This is a genomic window from Mycobacterium sp. E1715 (assembly GCF_001667625.1).
Classification (GTDB): Bacteria; Actinomycetota; Actinomycetes; order Mycobacteriales; family Mycobacteriaceae; genus Mycobacterium.
Genome location: NZ_LZJJ01000050.1, coordinates 19,414 through 42,846, shown reverse-complemented (window position 1 = coordinate 42,846; position 23,433 = coordinate 19,414). Strand labels below are relative to the sequence as shown.

Below are 23,433 nucleotides of genomic sequence, written 5' to 3'. Positions count from 1 at the left end.
GATGCCGCCGCGGCCCTCCGAGCGAAAAGCGAGGCCGAGCATACGGGCAGGGTCCTCCTCGATGTGCCGCAGACCGGTCACACCAACGTCGTCGTACCACCCGGTCAAGCCCGGACCTTCCGGAACGACGGCTCCTACATCATTACCGGTGGCCTGGGCGGCATCGGGCTCTTCCTCGCCGAAAGGATGGCCGCGGCCGGCTGCGGCCGCATCGTACTGAGCTCCCGGTCGCGGCCGGATGCCAAGGCGTTGGAAACGATCGAACTCATCCGGGCGATGGGCACCGACATCGAGGTGGAGTGCGGCGACATCGCCGAGGACGGCACGGCTACGCGTTTGGTGAGGGCGGCGACTGCCACCGGTCTGCCGTTGCGGGGGGTGTTGCACGCCGCCGCGGTGTTCGAGAACGCGATGCTCGCCACCATGAGCGACGAGCTCGTCAACCGCAACTGGGCTCCGAAGGTGTTCGGGGCGTGGAACTTACACCAGGCGACGGCCCACCTCCACCTGGACTGGTTCTGCGTGTTCTCCTCGGCGGTGGGTCTTGTGGGCTCGCCCGGACAAACGGCGTACGCCGCGGCTAACAGCTGGCTGGACGCGTTCGCGCGGTGGCGCCGCGCCCGCGGCCTTCCAGCCACCGCGATCGGCTGGGCATTGTGGGCAGAGGTCGGTCGCGCCGCCGAGGTCAGGTCGGAGACCGGCGAAGAGGTGACTCCCGGGCAGGACGGCGAAGGCACCGCGATTGCGCACTGGCGGGACACGGCCTTCACCGCCGAGGAGGGCGCCTACGCGTTTCAGGCGCTCTTGCGCCACGACCGGCCGTACGCCGGTTATGCGAAGTTGACGGGTACACCGTGGTTCGCCGCATACGCACAGCGCAGCAGGTTCGCCGAGTTATTTCGCTCCAGAAGCCAAAGCCCCAAGGGGGCAGGCGAATTGGTGGCCGAGTTGCACGCGCTACCGCGCGAGGACTGGCCGGCCCGGCTCCGGCGCATGGTTTCCGACGCGGTCAGCCTGATTCTCAGGCGAACCATAGACCCGGATCACCCACTGTCCGAGTATGGCCTCGACTCAATGGGCAACCTGGAGCTACGGACCCGTATCGAGGCGGAAACAGGGGTCCGCGTCACCACCAACGACATCACCACGATCCGCGGTTTGGCCGGGCTGCTGTGTGAGACTCTCTCCGCCACCGCCGATCTCGACGCCGGAGCAAACGTGCCGAAGGGGGCAGGGTGTTCGTAGGTGCAGGGCCGGCGCGCGGGCTGTTCGTGGGAACCGTTCATGACTGGATGCCGGAGGCGGGCAGAATCGTGTCCTGGCAAGCAGCTCCGGCCTCCCTCGAGAAAGCCCGGCACGCGCCGGCAAGCGATGTGCCGCTGAGCGCCATGCAGGAGGCGCACCTGCGCGGCTTTTCGCGATACGCCGCTCGGGGCCTAGACTATGCCCGGCTGGTCATCGGGTGCGGCGACGAACCGGGCCGGTGCGACGTCCGCGCGATGAATTACGTCATCAATGCACACCTGCGCCGGCACAAGACGTATCACAGTTGGTTCGCGTACGAAGACGCGGAACGCATTGTGCGCCACACCATCCAAGATCCCGCCGATATCGAGTTCGTTCCGATCCGGCATGACGCGATGACACCCAACGAGTGGCGCCAGTTCGTGCTGTCCACCCCGGACCCGGTGCAATGGGACTGCTTCAGGTTCGGCATCATCCAGCGCGCGGACCACTTCAGCTTCTTTGCGATCGTCGACCACGTGCACTGCGATCCGACGATCATCTCGGGGCTGTACACGGAAATCTTGATGAACTACCGGGTCCTGATCACCGGCGGCGCGCTCGTCGCCTCCCCCCCGCCCGCCAGCCACGACGACTTCTGCGTGCGCGAGAAGCAACACCTGGCCGGCCTGACGTCCGCTTCCCCCGAGGTGCGGAAATGGATCGAATTCGCCGAACGGAATGGCGGAACGCTCCCGGACTTCCCGCTTCCCCTCGGTGACTTGTCGGTGTCCTCCGGTGGTGACCTCATGGTCGAACGGCTGATGGACCAGGAACAGACCGCGGCTTTCGAATCACTCTGCATCCGGGCGGCCGCGCGCATCAGCGGGGGGTTGTTCGCCTGCGTTGCTCTCGCGCAATACGAGCTAACCGGTGCGACAACGTATTACGGCCTCGCACCCATCGACAAACGCAGAACCCTGGCGGAATTCTCGACCATGGGCTGGTTCACCGGCGTGGTCCCGTTCACCGTCCCCGTCGACCCGACATCGTTTGCAGAGACCGCGCGTGCCGCGCAGGCATCCTTCGACTCGAATCTGGATCTCGCGAATGTGTCGTTCAACGACGTGCTGAAGTTGGCGCCCTGGCTCAGACCGTGGGGGCCGAATTGCACCATGGTCAACTACATGGATGCCGGCCTGCCGCCGTTCTCTGCCACCGTCTCCTCCCACATGAAGAACGCGAATCTCAAAATCTACTGCGATCCACGGGATCCGGCGCACTTGTACATCTCGGTGATCCGTCTCTTCGATGCGGTATCGATATGGGTGAATTTCCCCAACAATCCGGTGGCCAGGGACTCCGTCATCCGATTTCTGAACGCGTTGCAAGGCGTGTTCAAGCGAGTCTTGGAAGGCCCCGGCTCGAGTGCGCCGACCAAAACCACGGACCTCGCCTACGCGGACGACGACTGACGGAGCCGGTAGCAGCGATGAAGGTTGTCTTGGCCGCCCACGGAACTCGCGGTGACGTCGAGCCCTGCGCCGCCGCCGGCCTCGAGCTGATGCGGCGCGGCCACGAAGTGCGTATGGCGGTGCCGCCCAACCTGATCGGCCTCATGGAGGCCGCCGGGCTGCCTGCGGTCGCCTACGGGCCGGATTCGCAGGAGCAGGTGAACGCGCTCGCGGACTTCCACCACCGCGCCTTCAAGCCGCAGAATCCGCTCAGCTTGGTCCGCTCGGGCAGGGAGCTCTTCATCGAGGGCTGGGCGCAGATGGGCACGACGCTGACTTCGGTGGCGGACGGCGCAGACCTGCTGGTAACCGGCCAGACCTACCACGGGGTCGTCGCCAATGTGGCTGAGTACTACGACATCCCAGTGGCGACACTGCATCACATGCCGATCTGCGTCAATGGCCAGCTGGCCCTTCCGTCGGTACCATCGCCGGCCCCCCTGGTCCGCACCGCGTTGAGGACGGCGTGGTGGCTGTACTGGCGCATCACCAAGGAGGTCGACGACGAGCAACGCCGTCAACTGGGCCTTCCGCGGGCCGCCGCCCCGGCGGCGAAGCGAATGGCGCATCGCGGAGCGCTCGAAATCCAGGCCTACGACCGAGCCTGTTTTCCGGGCCTGGCGAAGGAATGGGATGGCCGGCGACCGTTCGTCGGTGCGCTCACGATGGATTTACCGACCTGTGACGACGGTGAGGCGGCCGCCTGGGCTACCGCGGGAACGCCCCCCGTCTACTTCGGGTTTGGCAGCACACCGGTCCGATCCCCGGCCGACACGATCGCCATGATCGCCGCCGCCTGCACGCAGCTTGGCGAACGGGCCTTGGTCTATTCGGGCGAGGGCGCCCCACAACGTACTTCACAATCCGACCGAATAAAGCTCGTCGGCCCGCTGAATTACGCGGCCACGCTTCCACTCTGCCGCGCCATGGTCCACCACGGTGGCGGGGGCACCACGGCCGCCGGCCTGCGAGCCGGAATCCCGATGCTGATCCTCTGGGATGTGGCCGAGCAGCCGCTGTGGGCCGCGCAGGTCAGCCGGATGCGAGTTGGCCGCGCCCAGCGGTTGGTGAGCACCACCGTGGAGTCACTCGCCCGGCATCTCCGCGAGATCCTCGCGCCGCACTACGCCGGCCGAGCCCGTGAATTCGCCGCCCAGATGACACAGCCCGCCGAAAGTGTTGCCGCGGCAGCGGATCTCTTGGAGAAGGTCGCCGTCGGGGAGCGTGCTTGATGATGTGGGGAACGGTGCTGCCGATCGCAGTTTGGCTGTCGCTGGACCCGACGCGACTGGTCATCGGCGGAATCTTGATGTCACGCCCCCGGCCCCGGCACAACCTCCTCGCCTACTGGTGGGGCGGCCTCACAGCGGGCGTAGCCCCGGGCGTCGGCGCCTTCGTACTCCTGCGGGATTCGCCAGCGACGGTTATGGAAGACGCGAGGTCCACGGTCGTGCGCTTCACGGGCGGGTACTTCCAAATCGCGATCGGCGTGCTCGCCCTGGCGATCGCGACCGGAGTGTGGGCGTACCGCGGCGCCCCACCGTCCCGAGCCCCGCAGCCGCCCCGACCGACCGCGGCCGCCCGGCTGACGGCCCGCGTCCGCCGCGCGTTGCAAGGCGGGAACCCGTGGGTGGCGTTTGGGATTGGACTGGTGACGACCATGCCACTCGCCGATTATCTCGTGGTGCTCACCATCATCGTCTCCTCGAGAGCAGCGATCGGCGCTCAGCTCGGCGCGGTCGTGATCTTCACGATCGTGGTCCTCGTCCTGGTAGAGGTCCCCCTCGTCAGCTATCTTCTCGCGCCGGCGCAGACCCAGCTGGCGATGGTGCAGCTGCAAAGGTGGTTTGCCATTCACCGTCGCCGGCTTCTGATCGCCGCACCCGCTCTCGCCGGGATCATGCTGGTGGCCTCGGGCGTCAGCAGCCTCTGAGCGGTCGATGTCGTTCAGTTCGAACCGCGCGGCCCTCGCCGAGCAGATCCCATGCGCCCGTTCATCCGCCCGGCGCCGGGCCGGGCGTAGCCGCTCATCAGGGACGGCGCTCTCCGGCCGAGCCTGTCCACGTTCGACTGGATGAGCTGGAAGGGATAGTCGGTGTGTCGCTCGATGACGTCGCGCAGGTCCGACATGGACGCGTGCCACGGCATGTCGTAGCGGGCCAGGTTCGCCTTGAGGAACGGAAACCGGAAGTCCTCGATGAGGCCATCCCAAAAGTGCAGGGTGCCGTTGTTGCGAGCAGAGCGTCTGGTGGCCCACGGGCGGGCCGATGGGCGGCCGTAGGTGAGTTCGATGGCGGCGGCGGAGACGAACGGGTTGAGGCTGAGTCCGGCTCTACGGGCGCGGGCGGATATGCCGATCTCGTATCGCCAGATGACCATCCCCTTGTGGACCACGTACTGGAAGCCATCCCAGAAGTCTTCGAGGAACGTGCGGGTGTGCGAGTCGAGATCCCAGACGAGAAAGAAAGATTGGAGGTGCGGAACCAATTGGGTGTTCTCGACAGCGCCGTACATGTCGGCGCCGTGAAACGAACTCCACATGTCTTCCAGGGGAAAGAGCGGACCGAAGACGCTGTCGTTGGCGACCAGAAACCGGTCGAAGTGATTGAGCGACCACCCGTGGTGCGTGAGAATGCACCACGCGAGGTGCCACGAGCCGAAATCGTAGGAAAGCGTTCGGCGGGTGTAGATGCCATCACAGAGGGAGCGGATGGAAGCCACCGACTCCGGTGTGAGAGTGGGCGAGCCGGAGACGAAGACGATGGCCGCGCCCTGCTCCCGCAAGGCTTTCAGGTAATAGGCGACGTACGGATCGACGACGCCCTGCGGGTCGAAGTGCGCAAACAGGGCAAGCGTGCGGCGGCCGGGTGGAGGATCCGGCGGAAGCTCCAGGTGGGTTTCGCATAGGAAGCGGAAAGCGTTGCCGCTGCGGCGGTAACGCGCCGCGGCCGAAGCGCGCTCGCTTTCGGTGCGCAGCATCTCCGAGAATTTCATCACGTCCCCGTGGCGTCCGTGAGTGCTCAGTCGGCGTGAACGGCCGGCCCTCGGCGCTGCGCATCCAACCGGGCGAACTGATTCTGTCGATACCGCTCGACACAGGCCGCCCGTCGGACCTTGCCGCTGGTGGTGATGGGGATCGAACCGGGCGCTACCACAACGAGATCGGCGATGCTCAACCCGTGGACGGTGGATATCGCGGAAGTGACCTTGCGCCGGACGAGATCGAAAGCCTCCTGGCCGGAATCGTCGCGGCTCTTCAACTCGATGATGGCGACGAGTTTCTCCGTGCCCTCGTCCGGAACGGCGATGGCTGCACAACGCCCCGGCGCGATGCTTTGGATCGTTGCCTCGAGGTCGTCGGGAGAGTGGTTGCGTCCGTACACGATCAATAGATCCTTGATCCGGCCGATGATGAACAGTTCGCCGTCGGCGAAGAAGCCCATGTCACCGGTACGCAGCCACGGTCCCTCCGGCGTGCCGGCCGACGGATCGACAAGCGTTGCGCCGAACGTCGTTTCAGACGCTTGTGGGTTCTGCCAGTAGCCGGAAGCGACGTTGTCGCCTTGCACCCAGATTTCGCCGGTTATTCCGGCCGGACATTCGATTCTCGTCTCCGGATCGACGATGCGCACGAGGGGTGAGCGCGCCGCGCCGTAACTAATCAGTGCTGTACCGCCCCCGCCCGCACACCGCTTCGCGCGGCCGGCGGTCAGTTCTTCGGAGTCGAAATGCGCGACTCGTGGTGTTTGACCCGCCTCGCGGGTGGCGATGTACAACGTCGCCTCCGCCATTCCGTATGAGGGCCGCAACACCCGGTCCTGGAGGCCGAAGGTGGCGAATCGCTCGGTGAAGCGCCGCAGCGTCGCGGGCTGGACTCGCTCACTGCCGTTGAGGATGCTGAGCACGTTGCCGAGTTCAAGCCCTGCCAGGTCGTCGTCGGAGGTCTTTCTTGCGGCTAGTTCGAAGGCGAAGTTGGGTCCTGCCGAAAGTGCGTGACTGTTGCCGGCCAGCAGTTGAATCCACCGGGCCGGCCGCTGCAGGAACGCCACTGGAGTCGTGAGTACGGTGTGGAATCCCGTGAGCACCGGAAAGATGATTCCGAGATGCAACCCCATGTCGTGGTAGAAGGGCAGCCAGGACACCACGGTGGTGTCCGGTGGCGCAACGCCGCCGTGGTCGCCGAAGAAGGCGGCGTTGATCTGCTCGAAATTGGCCAGGATGTTCCTGTCGGAGACCATCACTCCGACGGGGGTGCGCGTCGACCCGGACGTGTATTGCAGATAGACGGTGTCGATCCCGCTGCCGACCCGGCCGCGCGGCCCGGCCCTCGAGCCCGAAGCCAGCGAATCAACCGCGACGATCGACGGAACGGATCTCCCGGCCCCCGACTCGACGTACCGGGCGGCATCGCCTGCGGCGGACGATACCGTGAGAACGACGGAGGGTGCGGTGTCTTTCAGTACGGCGGCGACGCGTTCGTCGCTGGCCCCACCGAGTGGAACCGCAATCAGCCCTGCCTGTAATGCCGCAAGGAACGCGGCGATGTAGTCGAGCCCGTGCGGCGCCAGGATCACAGCGCGGTCGCCCGGCGATCCGTGAATCCTCAACTCCTGTGCGACGTCAAGCACTCGCCGGTAGAGCTGTGACCATGTCACGCTCTCGGCGATTCCGTTGCGATCGCGCTCGTAATCCATAAACGTGAACGCTGTCCGATTGGGCTGCAGACTGGCGCGTTCGCGCAGCAGTGTCGGAATGGGACACTTAAGCATGGGCGTCAGGTTACCCGGGCCATTAACACTGCGTCGGCTTTGGGCTCGAGACGATGGGCAGTTGCAACGTACGCCTATAGAAAACGTCATCAGCCAGCTGAACGGCACGCCAATCTTGGTGGCGCTGTTGGATTTGCGCTTCAAATACGGGTACCGGTTCCTCAGCCGTCTCCTCACAAGAGATGACGTCCTATTCCTCAATTACGGGTACGAGGAGGATCCGCCGATGGCCCTGCCGCTGGCGGCCTCCGACGAGCCCGACCGGTTCCCCATCCAGCTCTATCACCGCACCGCGACCCAGGTGGATCTCACCGGCAAGGATGTGCTGGAAGTCAGTTGCGGCCACGGCGGTGGGGCCTCGTATCTGATGCGGACGCTGCACCCGGCGTCTTACACGGGCCTGGATCTCAATACGGTCGGCATAGCGTTCTGCCAAAAGAGGCATCGTCTGCCCGGCCTGAACTTCGTGCAGGGTAACGCCGAAAGCCTGCCCTTTCCCGAGGGGTCCTTCGACGCGGTGATCAATGTGGAAGCCGCGATAAATTACCGCGACGTGCGCCGGTTCTTCGCCGAAGTGAAACGCGTGCTGCGGCCGGGAGGGCATTTCCTGTACGCGGATATCCGCTATGCCGACGAGATCGCCTCCTGGGAAGCGGACCTCGCCGGGATCGCGATGCGCCGGATTTCAGCGACGACGATCAACGCGGAAGTCATGCGCGGGCTCGAGCAGAATCGGTTGTTCGACCAGATCACCCGGCGTCTGCCCAGCGTCCCATTCGTACGCGGCATCGCCGAGGACTATGCAGGGGGGCGCGGTTCGCTGATCTACCGGCGTCTGGAGAACGGCGAGGCTTCGTACCGGTTGTTCTGCTTTGCCAAGGACTGATCCGTCCGGGTCTTGAGACTTCACGTCGGCGTCACCCCGTGTGAAGCCAACACTCCCTCGCGCCGTGCCCGACGGCCTATTCTTTGATCACCACAGCAAACGCAGGGGGCCGGATTGGCGGAGGTCGGATGACGGCCGTAGCGGCGTGCCACGCGTGTGGCACCGAGCTTCTCGAGAATGCGCGGTTCTGTCACGGGTGTGGTTCGCCGGTTGCCCAGCCCGCCGCGCATGCGGAGTACAAGCAGGTGTCGGTGCTGTTCGCCGACGTGGTGCACTCCATGGACATCGCCGCGGCCGTCGGTGCGGAGCGGTTGCGAGAAATCATGGCCGAGCTTGTCGACCGCTGCACCGACGTCGTGCAGCACTACGGGGGCACCCTGGACAACTTCACCGGTGACGGAATCATGGCGGTGTTCGGGGCGCCCGTAGCAATGGAGGACCACGCGGTTCGCGCCTGTCTGGCGGCCTTAGGGGTTCAGGAGGAGATCAAGGGGCTGGCGGGCGAGGTCCGACAGCGCGACGGTGTGGACCTGCAGTTGCGGGTGGGACTGAACTCCGGTCAGGTGATAGCGGGCGAAATCGGGTCCGGTCCGTTCCGCTACACCGCGATCGGCGAGCAAGTCGGGATGGCCCAACGGATGGAGTCTGTGGCACCGCCGGGTGGGGTGATGCTCAGCGAGTCGACCGCCCGGCTCGTCCAACACGCCACCGATCTAGGCGATCCCGAGGAGGTGCGCTTCAAGGGCAGCGACGGCCCGGTGCTGGCCCGGCGTCTGCTGCGCATGACGGACGGGCACCGCCGAACCGGCCTGCCCCAAGGCGCATTGGTAGGGCGTGACCTCGAAGTGACAACGGCCGCAGGGCTTTTGGACCGATCGATGAGCGGGCGGGGATGTGTGGTCTGCGTTGCCGGGCCGCCGGGCATCGGCAAGACGCGACTCGCTGACGAAGTTGTCGCGATGGCCAGCCGGCGCGGTGTCGAAGTGTCCTCGGTGTACTGCGAGTCGCACACCAGCGATGTCCCCTTCCTGGTCGCGGCAGGACTGTTGCGCGAAGCCGCCCGGATCACCGAGCTCGACGACGAGGCGGCGCGAGCACAGGTGCGCGCGGGCCTCCCCGACGCCTCCGACGAGGACGTGCTGCTGCTCTATGACCTGATGGGCATTCGAGACCCCGAGACGCCGCCTCCCACGATCCATCCCGACGCGCGGCGGCGTCGGCTGACCGCATTGATCAACTCCCTGTCGCTGAACCGCACCCAACCGGTCCTCTACGTCATCGAGGACGCGCACTGGATCGATGAGGTCAGCGACTCGATGCTGGCCGAGTTCCTCACCGTCATCCCCCAGACGCCGTCGATGGTCCTGATCACCTATCGCCCCGACTATCACGGCGCTTTGGCGAGAGTCCCTGGCACCCAAACGATCTCGCTCGCCCCTTTGAGTGATTCGGAAACCGCTGCGCTGCTCGACGAGTTGTTGGGCTCGGATCCGTCGGTCTCCGGAATCAAAGCGCTCGTCGCCGAACGGGCCGGCGGGAACCCGTTTTATGCGCAGGAGATGATTCACGAGCTCGCCGAGCGCGGCGTGCTCGAGGGCGAGCGCGGCGAATTCACCTGCAGCACAGACGTGGCCGACGTCACCGTACCGGCCAGCCTGCAGGCAACCATCGCGGCGCGGATCGATCGGTTGGATCCGGATGCCAAGCAGACGCTGAACGCCGCCGCGGTGATCGGGTCGCGGTTCACCCCCGAGTTACTCGCTGCGGTGGGCAACGCCCCTGCCCTCGACGCACTGCTCAGCGCCGCGCTGATCGATCAGGTCCGGTTCACCCCGGGTGCGGAGTTCGCCTTCCGCCACCCGCTGATACGGGCGGTGGCCTATGAATCACAACTGAAATCCGATCGCGCGGAGATGCACGGTCGGCTCGCCGCCGCTATCGAGGCCCGCGAGCCGGAATCGGCCGACCAGAATGCGGCGCTGATCGCCGAACATCTGGAAGCCGCGGGTGACCTGCGGGGTGCCTACGGCTGGCACATGCGCGCGGCCAAGTGGGCGACGTACCGCGATATCGCCGCGGCGCGTCTGAGTTGGGAGAGCGCCACGACGATCGCCGACGCATTGACTGCCGATGACCCGGACCTGGCGGCCATGTGCATTGCTCCTCGCACCATGTTGTGCGGGATCGCCTGGCGGCTGCACGTCAACAACGTCGGCGACCGGTTCGACGAGTTGCGCAAGTTGTGCAGCGACGCGGGCGACAAGCCGTCGCTGGCCATCGCGATGGCGGGGCTGGTCGTGGACCACGCCTTCCAGGACAGGGTGGGCGAGGCGTCACGGCTGGCCTCCGAAGCCATCGCCCTGATCGAGTCCATTGGCGATCCGACCCTGACGGTGGGGCTGTCCTTCACGCCGATCCGCGCGAAGATGGCAAGCGGCGAGTGGTCAGAGATGCTGCGTTTGTCCCAGCGGGTGATCGACCTGGCCGACGGCGATCCCGCGAAGGGCAATTTTCTTTTCGGGTCGCCCCTGGCGCTTGCCTACGCGCAGCGGGCGACCGCCCGCTACGCGCTGGGCCTTGCCGGCTGGCGAGACGATCAGCGGCGGGGCCTGGCGGTGGCCCACGGCGCCGACTCGCTGTCCTACGTTACGGTCGTCAGCTACGTGTATACGGCCGCGGTACCGGCCGGCGCGCTGCGGCCGGACGATTCCGTCGTCCGCGAGATCCAGGACGCGCTGGCGATCGCCGAACGGTCCGGCGACAACCTCCAGGTGGGTGTGGCATGGCTGACCTTGGGCCTTGCGCTGCTGCACCGCGATACGGATGCCGACCGGGATCGCGGGCAGCGGCTGTTGTTGGGGGTTCGCGACGTGTTCGTGCGCGGGGGCCACTTCTTGTGCGATCTACCGATGATCGATGTCTACGTGGCGCGTCAGGCGGCGCGCCGCGGGGAGCATGACGAAGCGATACCGCTGATGTCCGCCGCGGTCGACCACCTCGCCCGCGGGGGGCAGCTGCTGTCCTGGGGCATTCTGGCGACGGGGGTACTGGTGGAGACATTGCTGGACCGGGGAAGCGACCGTGACGTCGCCGACGCCGAGGCGGCAATCGAGCGGTTAGCCGCCGCATCGGCCGATGAGGGCCTGGCGATACGTGAAATCTGGCTGTACCGCATGCGCGCCCTCATGGCGCGGGCGCGAGGCGAGTCGGACGCCTACGCGTGTTTCCGAGATCGCTACCGCGACATGGCGAGGACGCTTGGCTTCGTAGGACACGCCGACTGGGCCGAGGCGATGCGGTAGGGCCGACCGCCGTCAGGGGCGCGGCTGCACGTCGACGCTGGGCGGGCGGGACTGCGGCTCTTGGGGCTTGGCGCGAACCGAGCGCCGCACCAGGCTGAACGCGACTGCGCCGCCGGCGAGGACCACAACGGCCGCTCCCGCGAACACCAACGGGCGCCTGGTCCGACGCTGTGCGCGCCGCGCGTCCTGCAGCGCCTGAGGCAGGTTCGAAACGACCTCCTGCGCGGCGGCCAGCTCCTGCGCAAGGGTTTCCTGGGCAGCGGCGAGTTCCTTGGCGAGGCGCCCCTCTTGATATTTGCGACGAATCTGCGCCGCGGTCGACTGCGCTGACTGGGCGCTCAGGCCGACGATCCCCCGGGTGACGTCCACCGGGCCCAGCGTCGAGTAGGTCAGCCCGCGAGCGAGTCGCTCGCGCGGGGTCAGCCGGGATTCCGCCTTCGCGCTCATCTGCCGCCTTTCTGCGCCGCCGGGCAAGCCCGTCGCGGGACCGGCTCGTGGGTACTCGAACAGACTGCCAGCATAGGGATGCCGGCGGAACTGTTCTGCGCGCGCCGCCTTTTCGGTCGTCGCCCGGCTCGGGGTGACACCGGGTGCGGGCATCCCGGCGCGGAGTGGCAGACTCTCATGCCGTGACCAACAGCCCCTTTCAGACCGCTACCGCCACGCTGCACACCAACCGCGGCGACATCAAAGTCGCTCTGTTCGGAAACCACGCACCCAAGACCGTCGCCAACTTCGTTGGCCTGGCCCAGGGCACCAAGGAGTACTCGACCCAGAACGCCTCGGGTGGCTCCTCCGGTCCGTTCTACGATGGCGCGGTCTTTCACCGGGTGATTCAGGGCTTCATGATCCAGGGCGGCGACCCGACCGGAACGGGTCGCGGCGGCCCGGGCTACAAGTTCGCCGACGAGTTCCACCCCGAACTGCAATTCGACAAGCCGTATCTGCTGGCGATGGCGAACGCGGGTCCGGGCACCAATGGCTCCCAGTTCTTCATCACGGTCGGCAAGACCCCGCACCTGAACCGCCGGCACACCATCTTCGGCGAAGTCACCGACCCGGAGTCGCAGCGGGTTGTCGAGGCGATCTCGACGACGTCCACCGACAGTAACGACCGCCCCACCGAGCCGGTCGTCATCGAGTCGATCACGATCTCCTAAGCCCGGCCCTTCCCGGTCCGCTCAACGCGGGTTTCGGCCCGCGTAACCGGCGGCCGTCAGCGCGTCGAGCACCTCGAGCGGGTCCGTCCCGAGGTCCCACCGAGAGAAGAGCACCAGGCTGTCGTCGGCCGTCTCGACCTCGAGCAGCCGCACCTTGCGTGCGTAGCGGCGGAACTCGGTGATCCGGATGATCTTGATGTCGGACGGCCGTAATAACTGCGTCCGGAACCATCCCCGGAGCGCCAAGCCGTCGGCGGTAATTGCCAGCTTGGGCCGCGCGCGCCACGTCGCGCCCGCAAACAAGATCAGACCCACCGCGGCAATCCCCGTCAGAATGCGCCCCGGCGCGTCTGTGACCACGGTCACAGACGCGATAGCCATCAGCAGCCCGGCAAGGCCACAACCAGCAATTCCGGGGACACGCGGCTCCCATTGTGTTTGCTGCATGCGCCGCTCAGGCCCTCCCACCACGGCCTATGGAGTTATCCACAGACGCTATCAACAGTGGGGATAAATCACACGCGTGTGATTGGGTGGCGGCAATGTTGCTGGCGCAGTAACGGGGCAACCCAAAAATGAATTCATTCGGCCGCTGGTCGTGCTCAGTGCCAGCGCATCGTCAGCAACAAACCAGTGATCATGAAAGCGAACGCGATGGCGTAGTTCCACGGCCCCAGTTGTGCCATCCAGTTGAGCGCGGCGGGCGCCTGACTCCCGACGGCCGCCAGCTGGAAGACCATCAGCCAGACCAATCCGATCAGCATGAGACCGACGAACAAGGCGACGAACCACACGCTCGACGGCCCGACCTTCACCTTCACCGGCGTGCGGCTGACCGCGCTGACGGTGAAGTCATTCTTCTTGCGGACCTTGGACTTGGGCATGATTACCTCAACAAGACGGTGAGCGGGACGGGGTGCAACGATAACGACCGCAGCTGCACGCACAGCTTGGCTACGAGACTAACCCACCTGGCACGGCGACCAGGAAATTGGAGAGCAGATGAGCGACGGAGGCCGGTCACCCTGGCGCTTCGGCGTCCCGGTGGTGTGCCTGCTGGCCGGATTGCTCCTGGCTGCCACGCACGGGGTGTCCGGCGGCGCCGAGATCCGCCGCAGCGACGCGCCCCGGTTGGTCGACCTGGTCCGGGAGGCCCAGGCCTCGGTGAATCACCTGAACGCCCAGCGCGACGAGCTGGCCGGCAAGATCGACGCCGCGCACGGCCGGTCCTCGGATCGGGCGTTGGCGGCAATGCTGCGCCGCTCGGCCGAGCTGGCCGCCGATGCGGGGATGAACCCGGTGCACGGCCCGGGGCTGACCGTCACCCTGGAGGACGCGCCGCGCGACGCCAACGGCCGCTTCCCGCGGGATGCGTCCCCCGACGACCTGGTGGTGCATCAGCAGGACATCGAGGCGGTGCTCAACGCCTTGTGGAGCGCCGGCGCCGAGGCGATTCAGATGCAGGACCAGCGCATCATCGCCACCTCGGTCCCCCGCTGCGTCGGCAACACGCTGCTGCTCAACGGCCGGACCTACAGCCCGCCCTACACGATCACCGCGATCGGCAACGCGGCCACCATGCAGGCCGCCCTGGCCGCCGCTCCCCTGGTCACCCTGTACCGCCAGTACGTGGTCCGATTCGGGCTGGGCTACCGCGAAGAGGTCAAACCGGACGTGCAGATCGTCGGCCACACCGAGCCCGATCGGCTGCATTTCGCGCAGCCCATGGGAACCATCGGCTACTGATTTCGGCCGGACTGTAACCTGGCACGGTGCGGATCCTGGTCGTCGACAACTACGACAGCTTCGTGTTCAACCTGGTGCAGTACCTCGGCCAGCTGGGCGTCGAGGCCGAGGTGTGGCGCAACGACGACGCCAGACTCTCCGACGAGGCCGCCATCGCCCAGCGGTTCGACGGTGTGCTGCTCAGCCCCGGCCCGGGCACCCCGGAACGCGCGGGTGCGTCCATCGGACTGGTGAACGCGTGCGCCGCGGAGCGCACCCCGCTACTCGGAGTCTGCCTCGGCCACCAAGCCATCGGCGTCGCCTTCGGCGCGACCGTGGACCGGGCCCCCGAACTGCTGCACGGCAAGACCAGCAGCGTCTTTCACACCAACGCCGGTGTGCTGCAAGGACTTCCAGATCCCTTCACGGCGACCCGCTACCACTCGCTGACCATACTTCCGGAGTCGCTTCCGCCGGTGCTGGAGGTGACGGCCCGTACCCGCGGCGGCGTCATCATGGGTGTGCGCCACCGGGAGTTGCCGATCCACGGGGTCCAGTTCCATCCCGAGTCGATCCTGACCGAGGGCGGCCACCGCATGCTGGCCAACTGGCTGGCCTACTGCGGATGGGCCCGCAACGACACGCTGGTGCGCCGGCTCGAGAACGAGGTCCGGGCGGCGGTGCAGCCCTATCTCCCGGCCGATCCCGCGGCTACTGGCCGAACTTCAGCGTGATGATCCCGTCCCGGTTGCAGCCGGTGCCGGCCGGCGGGTTCTGATAGACCACCCGGTGCGACTGGGAGCCGCCCGCGTCGACGTCCGGGCCCTTGTCCAGCACGCCGGTCCAGCCCAGCGCCCGTAACCGCGGCTCGGCGTCCGTCCAGAACATGCCGCTCAGGTCGGGCATCACGAACTGGTTGCCCTTGGACACCTGCAGTTCGATCACCGAATCCACCGGAACGGTCTGACCTTTGGGCGGATTGGTGCCGATCACCTCGCCGGCGGGGCGGGTGCTGTCCACCTGTGCCTGGGTGACCTTGGTGAAGCCATAGACCGTGAGGTTCTTCTGTGCGACGTCGACGGTCTGACCGGCGACGTCCGGCACCTGCTTGGTCTCGGGGCCGGAGCCGACGATGACGGTGATCACGTTGGTGATCGCGGACGTCTGGTTGGCCGGCGGGTTGGTGCCGATCACCTTGCCCAGCAACTCGGGACTCGACGGAGAATTGGCCTGCTTGAATTTGCTGAATCCCGCGGCTTTGAGCTTGCTGACCGCGTCGGAGTAGCTCAGCGAGGAGACATCGGGCACCTCGCGCTGCTCGGGACCCGTCGAAACGTTGATCGTGATCTCGTCGCCGGCGCCGACCGACGCGTTCGCGCCGGGATCGGTGCTGATGACATGGTCGGGCGGGATCGTAGAGTCGGGCTTCTGCAAGGTACGCGTCTTGAAGCCGCGATTCTGCAGCGCGGCAATCGCGTCGGCGGACACTTGGCCCCGCATGTCGGGGACCTGGACATCGCGGGTGGTGCCGCCGAAGGTGTTGAAGGCGATGACGACGACGATCGTCAGCACCGCCAGCGCGGCGACCGCGACGATCCACCGGCCGACCCCCCCGCCGTCGCCGTCGTCGATGCGACGAAGGGGTTGCCGGGGCAGCGGATCGGTGCGCGGCCCGGGCTGGTTTGCGCCGGAGGCGATCAGGCCGCTGCGGTCGGCGTCGGTGAGCACCTTGGGCGCCTCGGGCGGTTCGCCGTTGTGCACCCGCACCAGGTCTGCGCGCATCTCGGCCGCGGTCTGGTAGCGGTTGTCCGGGTTCTTGGCCAACGCCTTGAGCACGACCGCGTCGAGGTCGGCAGAGATGCCCTCGTGCCGCTGCGACGGCGGAATCGGGTCCTCGCGCACGTGCTGGTACGCGACCGCGACGGGCGAGTCCCCGGTGAAAGGCGGTTCGCCGGTGAGGATTTCGTAGAGCACACAGCCCAGCGAGTAGACGTCGGACCGGGCATCGACGCTGTCGCCGCGGGCCTGTTCGGGCGAGAGGTACTGCGCCGTCCCGATCACCGCCGCGGTCTGGGTGACGCTGTTGCCGCTGTCCGCGATCGCCCGCGCGATGCCGAAGTCCATCACCTTGACCGCGTTGGTGTTGCTGATCATGATGTTGGCCGGCTTGACGTCGCGGTGGATGATGCCGTTCTGGTGGCTGAAGTTCAGCGCCTGGCACGCGTCGGCGATGATCTCGATCGCCCGGCGAGGGGGTAACGGGCCGTCGGTGTGCACGATGTCGCGCAGGGTGACGCCGTCGACGTACTCCATGACGATGTAGGGCAGCGGACCCGTCGGGGTCTCCGCCTCGCCGGTGTCGTACACCGCGACGATGGACGGGTGGTTGAGCGCGGCGGCGTTCTGGGCCTCGCGACGGAACCGAAGATAGAAGCTGGGATCGCGGGCCAGGTCGGCGCGCAGCACTTTGACCGCTACATCGCGGTGTAACCGGACGTCGCGGGCCAGGTGAACCTCGGACATACCCCCGAAGCCGAGGATTTCGCCCAGTTCATAGCGGTCAGACAGGTGCTGAGGGGTGGTCATCGTGGTATCTCGTGTCGGGCCGGTGACGCGCTGGGCGTCAGTGGTTCAACCCGCCCGTATTCGGCCGGCCCTCGTTGCAGTCCAGAATTACCTATCGTCCCGCGATCCGTCCAATTCAGCCGCAGCACGGGGCCGGACGCGGCACCGCTCGGGGTGTTGGTGGCCGGCGGCGCCGGCGGAGTCCCGGTGTCGGTGACGGTCGGCGGCGGCGGTGCCTGCTGGGTATCGGCGCGGGAATTGATGACGATGAGCACCGCGATGATGATCGCCAGCGCCCCCAGCACTCCGGCGGCCCACAACAACGCGCGCTGGCCCGACGAGAAGGTGCGCCGGGCCGGGGGTGGCCGATGGCCCCCGGTGGCGGGCCGGGATCGGCGCGGCGCCGCGGCCCGGGTGCTGGACACAGCGGCCGCCCTGGTGGTCGGGCTCGACGGAATGGCCGCCGGCGACGCCCGCCCGGGCGGGGGCGACTGGCTGGGGCGCGGCGGCCGGCGGCCGGCCCGCACCGCCGCAACGGCGTCGGCGAACGGCCCGCCGCTGCGGTAGCGCATCGCCGGGTTCTTGACCAGCGTGATCTCGATCAGCTCGCGCACGTTGGGCGGCAGCTCCGCGGGCAGCGGCGGCGGGGGCTCCTTGATGTGCTTCATCGCCACCGTCAGGGCACCGTCACCGGTGAACGGCCGCTTCCCCGAGACGACCTCGTAGCCGACGACTCCCAGCGAGTACACGTCGCTGGCGGGAGTCGCGTCATGACCCAGGGCCTGCTCGGGGGCGATGTACTGGGCGGTTCCCATCACCATCCCCGTCTGCGTGACGGGCGCGGCGTCGACGGCCTTGGCGATACCGAAGTCGGTGATCTTCACCTGGCCCGTCGGCGTGATCAGGATGTTTCCCGGCTTGACGTCGCGGTGCACCAGACCGGCCGCGTGCGCGACCTGCAGCGCACGACCGGTCTGTTCGAGCATGTCCAGCGCGTGCCGCAACGACAGCCGGCCGGTGCGCTTGAGCACCGAGTTCAGCGGCTCGCCGTTGACCAGCTCCATCACCAGGTAGGCGGTGCGGCCCTCCCCGTCCAGCTGGCTCTCGCCATAGTCGTGGACCTGGGCGATGCCGGGGTGGTTGAGCATCGCGGTGGTGCGCGCCTCGGCGCGGAACCGCTCGATGAATTCCGGATCCTGGGAGAACTCCTGCTTGAGCACCTTGACCGCCACGCGCCGGCCGAGCCGACTGTCCACCGCCTCCCACACTTGGCCCATGCCGCCGGTGGCGATCAGGCGCTGCAGGCGGTATCTGCCAGACAGCGTCACACCAACTCGCGGGCTCATGGTCCTCCCTGTAGCGCGGCTTGGATCACAGCCCGTCCGATCGGCGCGGCGAGTGCACCTCCCGTCGCGGACAGGCGGTCGCCGCCATTCTCCACCAACACTGCCACGGCGACTCTCGGCGTCTGCGCGGGCGCGAAGGCGATGTACCACGCGTGCGGCGGCGTATTACGCGGATCGGTGCCATGCTCTGCGGTACCAGTCTTCGATGCGATCTGCACGCCGGGAATGGCCCCTTTCTGCTGTGCGACCTTCTCGGCGCCGACCATCAGCTCTGTTAGCTTAGCGGCGACCTGGGGCGACACCGCGCGGCGCTGCTGATAGGGAACGGTGGTGCTGATGTTGGCCAAATCGGGCCCTTTGAGGCTGTCGATCAGGTAAGGCTGCAGCTGTACCCCGCCGTTCGCGATGGTCGCGGCGATCTCGGCGTTCTCCAGCGGTGTCAGCGCGACATCCTTCTGGCCGATGCTGGACATGCCCAGGGCGGCGGCGTCCGGGATGATTCCGACGGTCGATTCGGCGACCTGCAGCGGGATGACGCTCGGCGTGGAGTCCAGGCCGAACGCGCGCGCCATGCTGCGCAACGCGTCGGCGCCGGTGTGCATGCCGAGTTGCACGAAGGCGGTGTTGCACGACAGGGCGAACGCTTGCTTGAGCGACACCGTGGCCTCGCTGCCGCAGGGCTGGCCGCCATAGTTCTCCAACGTCGCGGTGCTGTCGGGCAGAGCGATTGACGGAGCGGCGGTGAGCTGTTCGGCGTCGGTCGCCCCGGCCTCAAGCGCCGCCGCGGTGGTGACGACTTTGAAAGTGGAACCGGGCGGATAGGTCTCCGAGATGGCGCGGTTGGTCAGCGGGTTGTCGGGGTCGTCGCGCAGCCGCTGCCATGCTTGCGCCTGCACTTGAGGATCGTGCGACGCGAGCAGGTTGGGGTCATACGACGGCGATGACACCATGGCCAGGATCTTGCCGGTGGACGGTTCGAGGGCGACCACGGCGCCCTTGCACGGCGGCCCGCCGCAGCCCTGCTGCATTGCGTCCCACCCCGCTTGCTGGACCCGCGGCCGGATTGTGGTGTCGACGTTGCCGCCCCGGGGGTCGCGGCCGGTGAAGAAATCGGCCAGGCGGCGGCCGAACAGCCGCTCGTCGGATCCGTTCAGCAGCGCATCCTCGGCGCGCTCCAAGCCGGTGCTCGAATAGCGCAGGGAGTAGAAGCCGGTGATCGGCGCGTACACCGACGGGTTGGGATACACCCGCAGGAAGCGGAACCGGCTGTCGGTGGCCACCGAGTAGGCCAGCAGTTGGCCGCCGGCGATGATCTGCCCGCGTTGGCGCGAGTACTCGTCCAGCAGCACGCGCTGATTGCGCGGGTCGGCGCGCAGCGAGTCGGCGGCGAACACCTGCGTCATGGTGGCGTTGAGCAGCAACAGGACGATCAACGCCATGACGGTGACCGAGATGCGGCGCAGAGAGGTGTTCATACCTTCTCGATCACCTCGGTCTTGGCCGCCGCGATCGGGGAATCCTTGCGGTCGCGTCCGCGCAGGGGGTGGCGGGCGCTGTTGGAGATGCGAGCCAGGATCGCCAGCAGTATGTAGTTCGCCAGGAGCGACGATCCGCCGTAGGACATCCACGGTGTGGTCAGGCCCGTCAGCGGGATCAGTTGGGTGACGCCGCCGACGACGATGAACAGCTGGATGGCCAGGGTGGAGGCGAGGCCCGCGGCCAGTAACTTGCCGAAGCTGTCTCGCGTCGCGATCGCGGTGCGCATGCCGCGGATGATGACGATGGTGTAGAGCATCAAGATGCTGGCGAGCCCGACGAGCCCGAGCTCTTCACCGAATGCGGCGATGATGAAGTCGGTCGACGCGGCCGGCACGGTGTCCGGCTGACCGTTGCCGAGCCCGGTGCCGAAGATTCCACCCGTGGCGAAGCTGAACAGCGACTGCACGATCTGGTAGCCGTTGCCGTCGGGGTCGGAAAACGGGTCCCACCACATCTGCACGCGGACCCGGACGTGGGCGAAGATGAAGTAGGCGATGACGCTGCCCACTGCGAACAGCACCAGGCCGATCAGCACCCAGCTGATCCGTTGCGTCGCAAGGTAAACCACCACCAGGAACGACGCGTAAAGCAACAACGAGGTGCCGAGGTCCTTCTCGAAGACCATCACACCGATCGAGGCCACCCAGGCGCCCAGCAGCGGCGCGAGGTCTCGCGGGCGCGGCAGGGTTAGACCCATGAAATGCTTTCCTACGCTGGTGAATAGCCCCCGCTTGGCGATCAACACGGCGGAAAAGAAGATCAGCAACAGGATTTTGGAGAATTCGGCGGGCTGAATGGAAAAGCCGGGGAGGCGGATCCAGATCTTTGCGCCGTTCTGTTCGGACAGCGAAGCCGGCAGGAGCGCGGGAATCACCAACAGCACCAGGCCGGTGATGCCGCATATATAGCCGTAGCGAGCCAACTGTCGATGGTCTTTGAGAAACGTGACCACGAGCGCGAACGTGACCACGCCGACCACCGTCCACATCAACTGCTGGGTGGCGCTGGGATGATTGCGGCCGCTTGTCTGGCTGTTGACGAGGTCGAGCCGATGGATCATCACCAGCCCAAGTCCATTGAGCAGAGCCACAATTGGCAACAGCAGCGGATCGGTATATGGGGCGAACCGTCTGATGGCCAGGTGCGCGGAGCCGAACACGAGCAGGAATATCAGCCCGTAGCTGATGACGTTCCAGCGCAAGACACGGTCCTGGTTTGCCTCGACGATCAATAACGCCGCGACGGTGATCGCTGCGGCGAAGCACAGCAGCAGCAGCTCGGCGTTGCGACGGGTGGGCAGCGGAGGCGTGACCGCGACGGGCGGCTGGAGTTGGGTCGTCATGCCACCGTCCGGCAGTCGATGCCCGGTTGAAGTGGAGGCGCTGGAAGCGCGGTGACCGTCTGAGATGTGGTCGTGGGGCCCGCCTGCGACGAGGGCGCGGGGCCGCTTGTGGCACTGGTAGGAGCTGGGGTGCTGGAGCCGGGAGGGGCGGTGGTCGGTGGCGTGGTCGGTGCTGGAGATGTCGCGACACTGGACTCGGGGGTGCCGCTCCCGGGGGCCGGCTGCCCCGGCGGTGACGTGGCGCGCGGGGACGGGCAGGTGGGCAGCAGGTATTCGGCGAGCAGTTGACGCAGCTGTGACTCGGCTTGATCCAGGCTGCCGCCCGGCAGTCCGGTCTGAACCTGGACCTGGCCGGGACGGCGCAAGTCCCGCAACGTCATCAGCTGACAGTTCGAGTGGTCGGATTGGCCGTAGCTGATCAGGGAGAGTTCGTTGCGCGCGGTCAGGCAGCCCACCAGATACGGCTGCTGCAGGGGCACGCCGAGCAAGGACCCTTGGATTCCGCGGACGATCGAAACTTTGCCGTCGTACTCGGTGACGTAATAGTTGCGCTGAATCACCCACCATCCGATGGCCAGTCCGGAAAGGGCGAACAGCACCGCCAGCGTCACCACGAAGAACATCCGCCGACGGGGCCACCGCGGCCGGCTCGGCGTTTCCGGTTGCGGCGCAACCCGTTTCGCTGCCTCTTCGCGCGGTCTGATCGCCGAGGCGCGGCCCGCGGAGGTGTTGGGCAACGTCATCTGGTCGTCGTCCCCGGAAACAGCTCCAGCAAGGATCGGCTGGGTCTGGCCGTAGTCGTAGTCGACGACGTCGGCCACCACCACGGTCACGTTGTCCGGCCCGCCGCCGCGCAGCGCCAACTCGATGAGGCGGTAGGCGGCTTCGGCGACGTCGGGAATCTGCAGCGCCTCGAGGATGGTCTCGTCGCTTACCGGGTCGCTGAGCCCGTCGGAGCAGAGCAGGTAGCGGTCACCGGCGCGCGCCTCGCGCATGGTCAACGTGGGCTCGACCTCGTGACCGGTCAGCGCGCGCATGATCAGCGACCGCTGCGGGTGGCTGTGCGCCTCTTCCCGGGTGATCCGCCCTTCGTCGACCAGGGTTTGGACGAACGTGTCGTCCTTGGTGATCTGCGTCAGTTCGCCGTCACGCAGCAGATAGCCGCGCGAGTCGCCGATGTGCACCAACCCGATTCGGTCGCCCGCGAACAATATTGCGGTGAGCGTGGTGCCCATCCCCTCGAGCTCGGGCTCGGCCTCCACTTGCGCCGCGATGGCCGCGTTGCCCGAGCGCACCGCGGCGTCGAGCTTGGCCAGCAGGTCGCCGCCGGGCTCATCGTCGTCGAGGTGGGCCAGTGCGGCGATCACCAACTGGGAGGCCACCTCGCCGGCGGCGTGACCGCCCATCCCGTCGGCCAGCGCGAGGAGCCGCGCGCCGGCGTATACGGAGTCTTCGTTGTTGGAGCGCACCAGGCCGCGGTCGCTGCGCGCGGCATATCGCAGGACCAGGGTCACGGGCGCAACTCGATCGCCGTTTTGCCGATCCGAATCGGCGTCCCTATCGGAACTCGTACCGCAGTCGTCACCTTTGCCCTGTCAAGGTAAGTGCCGTTGGTCGATCCTAGATCCTCGACGTACCATTCCGAACCGCGCTGCGATAGGCGGGCGTGCCGCGTCGAGGCGTAATCGTCGGTCAGCACGAGCGTCGAGTCGTCAGCTCTTCCGATCAACACCGGCTGCCCGCTGAGTGTGATGCGCGCCCCCGCCAACGCGCCCTCGGTGACCACCAGGTAGCGCGCCGCGTGCCTGCGTTGCCGCGAGGGCAGCAGGGTGCTGCGCAGCGCCAAGCCGCGGCGCACCATGACGGCCCCGGTGGGCGCGTAGATATCGGTCCGCAGAATTCGCAACACGGACCAGATGAATACCCATAACAACATTAGAAATCCGGCGCGCGTCAGCTGCAGTACGAGTCCCTGCATCTGGCGTCCTTTCCGTCCTGGCCCCGAAATCCAGCGTCCCCCTGGCGCCCGTGACCCCGAGCACATCGGCAACGTCACGATAC

General features: G+C 66.9%; 20 protein-coding genes. 9 read left to right on the top strand and 11 right to left on the bottom strand.

Going from position 1 to position 23,433, the window contains the following annotated elements; genetic code table 11:
* The 4 genes from A9X03_RS02940 to A9X03_RS02925 all read left to right on the top strand — a co-directional run.
* Positions 1-1,245: SDR family NAD(P)-dependent oxidoreductase (locus A9X03_RS02940; protein WP_156746453.1), on the top strand; the 1,245-nt coding region annotated here is incomplete at its 5' end.
* A complete protein-coding gene (locus A9X03_RS02935) occupies positions 1,236-2,699 on the top strand; it encodes an acyltransferase (protein ID WP_082974413.1) in 1,464 nt (487 codons plus the stop codon). The genes A9X03_RS02940 and A9X03_RS02935, both read left to right, overlap by 10 nt.
* 17 nt (positions 2,700-2,716) lie before the next feature.
* On the top strand, positions 2,717-3,970 hold the full coding sequence (locus tag A9X03_RS02930; RefSeq protein WP_068259611.1) for a glycosyltransferase: 1,254 nt from the start codon (positions 2,717-2,719) through the stop codon (positions 3,968-3,970).
* Positions 3,970-4,671, top strand: coding sequence for a GAP family protein (locus A9X03_RS02925; protein ID WP_067756276.1), 702 nt, complete (start codon positions 3,970-3,972; stop codon positions 4,669-4,671). The genes A9X03_RS02930 and A9X03_RS02925 overlap by 1 nt, the downstream gene beginning before the upstream one ends.
* Positions 4,672-4,685: 14 nt before the next feature.
* Here the strand turns inward: A9X03_RS02925 and A9X03_RS02920 are convergent, their stop codons facing one another.
* Both A9X03_RS02920 and A9X03_RS02915 read right to left on the bottom strand, forming a co-directional pair.
* Positions 4,686-5,717, bottom strand: coding sequence for a rhamnan synthesis F family protein (locus tag A9X03_RS02920; protein ID WP_197696003.1), 1,032 nt, complete (start codon positions 5,715-5,717; stop codon positions 4,686-4,688).
* Between the two features lie 41 nt (positions 5,718-5,758).
* On the bottom strand, positions 5,759-7,507 hold the full coding sequence (locus tag A9X03_RS02915) for an AMP-binding protein (RefSeq protein ID WP_068259605.1): 1,749 nt from the start codon (positions 7,505-7,507) through the stop codon (positions 5,759-5,761).
* Positions 7,508-7,568: 61 nt separating this feature from the next.
* Between A9X03_RS02915 and A9X03_RS02910 the strand changes: the two genes are divergently transcribed.
* Complete coding sequence (locus tag A9X03_RS02910) at positions 7,569-8,393, top strand: phthiotriol/phenolphthiotriol dimycocerosates methyltransferase (RefSeq protein WP_369830990.1); 825 nt, start codon at positions 7,569-7,571, stop codon at positions 8,391-8,393.
* Positions 8,394-8,521: 128 nt separating this feature from the next.
* Positions 8,522-11,695 carry an adenylate/guanylate cyclase domain-containing protein gene (locus A9X03_RS02905; RefSeq protein WP_068259599.1) on the top strand — a complete coding sequence of 1,058 codons (3,174 nt, stop codon included), beginning with the start codon at positions 8,522-8,524 and terminating at the stop codon, positions 11,693-11,695.
* Between the two features lie 12 nt (positions 11,696-11,707).
* Here A9X03_RS02905 and cwsA read toward each other — a convergent pair whose 3' ends face one another.
* Positions 11,708-12,142, bottom strand: coding sequence for a cell wall synthesis protein CwsA (gene cwsA, locus A9X03_RS02900; protein WP_068016483.1), 435 nt, complete (start codon positions 12,140-12,142; stop codon positions 11,708-11,710).
* A 164-nt stretch (positions 12,143-12,306) separates the two neighbouring features.
* Here cwsA and A9X03_RS02895 point away from each other — a divergent pair, with 164 nt between their 5' ends.
* Positions 12,307-12,855 carry a peptidylprolyl isomerase gene (locus A9X03_RS02895; protein WP_067756256.1) on the top strand — a complete coding sequence of 183 codons (549 nt, stop codon included), beginning with the start codon at positions 12,307-12,309 and terminating at the stop codon, positions 12,853-12,855.
* A gap of 21 nt (positions 12,856-12,876) precedes the next feature.
* On the opposite strand, the gene A9X03_RS02890 is transcribed toward A9X03_RS02895, so the two are convergent.
* Together A9X03_RS02890 and crgA are read right to left on the bottom strand one after the other, a co-directional pair.
* Positions 12,877-13,302 (bottom strand): PH domain-containing protein, encoded by a 426-nt coding sequence (locus tag A9X03_RS02890; protein ID WP_067756360.1) that lies wholly within the window; start codon positions 13,300-13,302, stop codon positions 12,877-12,879.
* 155 nt (positions 13,303-13,457) lie between these two features.
* Positions 13,458-13,739, bottom strand: a complete 282-nt coding sequence (gene crgA, locus A9X03_RS02885) for a cell division protein CrgA (protein ID WP_067756253.1) — start codon at positions 13,737-13,739, stop codon at positions 13,458-13,460.
* Positions 13,740-13,857: 118 nt separating this feature from the next.
* Between crgA and A9X03_RS02880 the strand changes: the two genes are divergently transcribed.
* A complete protein-coding gene (locus A9X03_RS02880) occupies positions 13,858-14,601 on the top strand; it encodes a DUF881 domain-containing protein (RefSeq protein ID WP_067779094.1) in 744 nt (247 codons plus the stop codon).
* A gap of 26 nt (positions 14,602-14,627) precedes the next feature.
* Complete coding sequence (locus A9X03_RS02875) at positions 14,628-15,314, top strand: aminodeoxychorismate/anthranilate synthase component II (protein WP_067756248.1); 687 nt, start codon at positions 14,628-14,630, stop codon at positions 15,312-15,314.
* On the opposite strand, the gene pknB is transcribed toward A9X03_RS02875, so the two are convergent.
* From pknB to A9X03_RS02845, 6 genes are read right to left on the bottom strand one after another with little or no spacing between them, the layout of a single operon-like run.
* Positions 15,292-17,166, bottom strand: a complete 1,875-nt coding sequence (gene pknB / locus A9X03_RS02870; protein WP_067756246.1) for a Stk1 family PASTA domain-containing Ser/Thr kinase — start codon at positions 17,164-17,166, stop codon at positions 15,292-15,294. The genes A9X03_RS02875 and pknB overlap by 23 nt on opposite strands.
* On the bottom strand, positions 17,163-18,491 hold the full coding sequence (locus A9X03_RS02865) for a serine/threonine-protein kinase (RefSeq protein ID WP_067779088.1): 1,329 nt from the start codon (positions 18,489-18,491) through the stop codon (positions 17,163-17,165). Before A9X03_RS02865 ends, pknB begins: the two co-directional genes overlap by 4 nt.
* Complete coding sequence (pbpA, locus tag A9X03_RS02860) at positions 18,488-19,966, bottom strand: D,D-transpeptidase PbpA (RefSeq protein WP_067779087.1); 1,479 nt, start codon at positions 19,964-19,966, stop codon at positions 18,488-18,490. Before pbpA ends, A9X03_RS02865 begins: the two co-directional genes overlap by 4 nt.
* Entirely contained in the window at positions 19,963-21,372 is a 1,410-nt protein-coding gene (locus A9X03_RS02855; protein ID WP_067756239.1) for an FtsW/RodA/SpoVE family cell cycle protein, read from the bottom strand. The genes pbpA and A9X03_RS02855 overlap by 4 nt, the downstream gene beginning before the upstream one ends.
* Positions 21,369-22,886, bottom strand: coding sequence for a PP2C family serine/threonine-protein phosphatase (locus tag A9X03_RS02850; protein WP_067779084.1), 1,518 nt, complete (start codon positions 22,884-22,886; stop codon positions 21,369-21,371). The genes A9X03_RS02855 and A9X03_RS02850 overlap by 4 nt, the downstream gene beginning before the upstream one ends.
* Entirely contained in the window at positions 22,883-23,350 is a 468-nt protein-coding gene (locus A9X03_RS02845) for an FHA domain-containing protein (protein WP_046183038.1), read from the bottom strand. The genes A9X03_RS02850 and A9X03_RS02845 overlap by 4 nt, the downstream gene beginning before the upstream one ends.
* Positions 23,351-23,433 lie beyond the last annotated feature (83 nt).

Coding starts and splice junctions, on each gene's coding strand:
- pbpA (WP_067779087.1), bottom strand. CDS start 19,966: ATGAACACCTCTCTGCGCCGCATCTCGGTCACCGTCATGGCGTTGATC.
- A9X03_RS02880 (WP_067779094.1), top strand. CDS start 13,858: ATGAGCGACGGAGGCCGGTCACCCTGGCGCTTCGGCGTCCCGGTGGTG.
- A9X03_RS02890 (WP_067756360.1), bottom strand. CDS start 13,302: ATGCAGCAAACACAATGGGAGCCGCGTGTCCCCGGAATTGCTGGTTGT.
- A9X03_RS02920 (WP_197696003.1), bottom strand. CDS start 5,717: ATGCTGCGCACCGAAAGCGAGCGCGCTTCGGCCGCGGCGCGTTACCGC.
- A9X03_RS02855 (WP_067756239.1), bottom strand. CDS start 21,372: ATGACGACCCAACTCCAGCCGCCCGTCGCGGTCACGCCTCCGCTGCCC.
- A9X03_RS02865 (WP_067779088.1), bottom strand. CDS start 18,491: ATGAGCCCGCGAGTTGGTGTGACGCTGTCTGGCAGATACCGCCTGCAG.
- A9X03_RS02925 (WP_067756276.1), top strand. CDS start 3,970: ATGATGTGGGGAACGGTGCTGCCGATCGCAGTTTGGCTGTCGCTGGAC.
- A9X03_RS02915 (WP_068259605.1), bottom strand. CDS start 7,507: ATGCTTAAGTGTCCCATTCCGACACTGCTGCGCGAACGCGCCAGTCTG.
- crgA (WP_067756253.1), bottom strand. CDS start 13,739: ATGCCCAAGTCCAAGGTCCGCAAGAAGAATGACTTCACCGTCAGCGCG.
- pknB (WP_067756246.1), bottom strand. CDS start 17,166: ATGACCACCCCTCAGCACCTGTCTGACCGCTATGAACTGGGCGAAATC.
- A9X03_RS02845 (WP_046183038.1), bottom strand. CDS start 23,350: ATGCAGGGACTCGTACTGCAGCTGACGCGCGCCGGATTTCTAATGTTG.
- A9X03_RS02930 (WP_068259611.1), top strand. CDS start 2,717: ATGAAGGTTGTCTTGGCCGCCCACGGAACTCGCGGTGACGTCGAGCCC.
- A9X03_RS02905 (WP_068259599.1), top strand. CDS start 8,522: ATGACGGCCGTAGCGGCGTGCCACGCGTGTGGCACCGAGCTTCTCGAG.
- cwsA (WP_068016483.1), bottom strand. CDS start 12,142: ATGAGCGCGAAGGCGGAATCCCGGCTGACCCCGCGCGAGCGACTCGCT.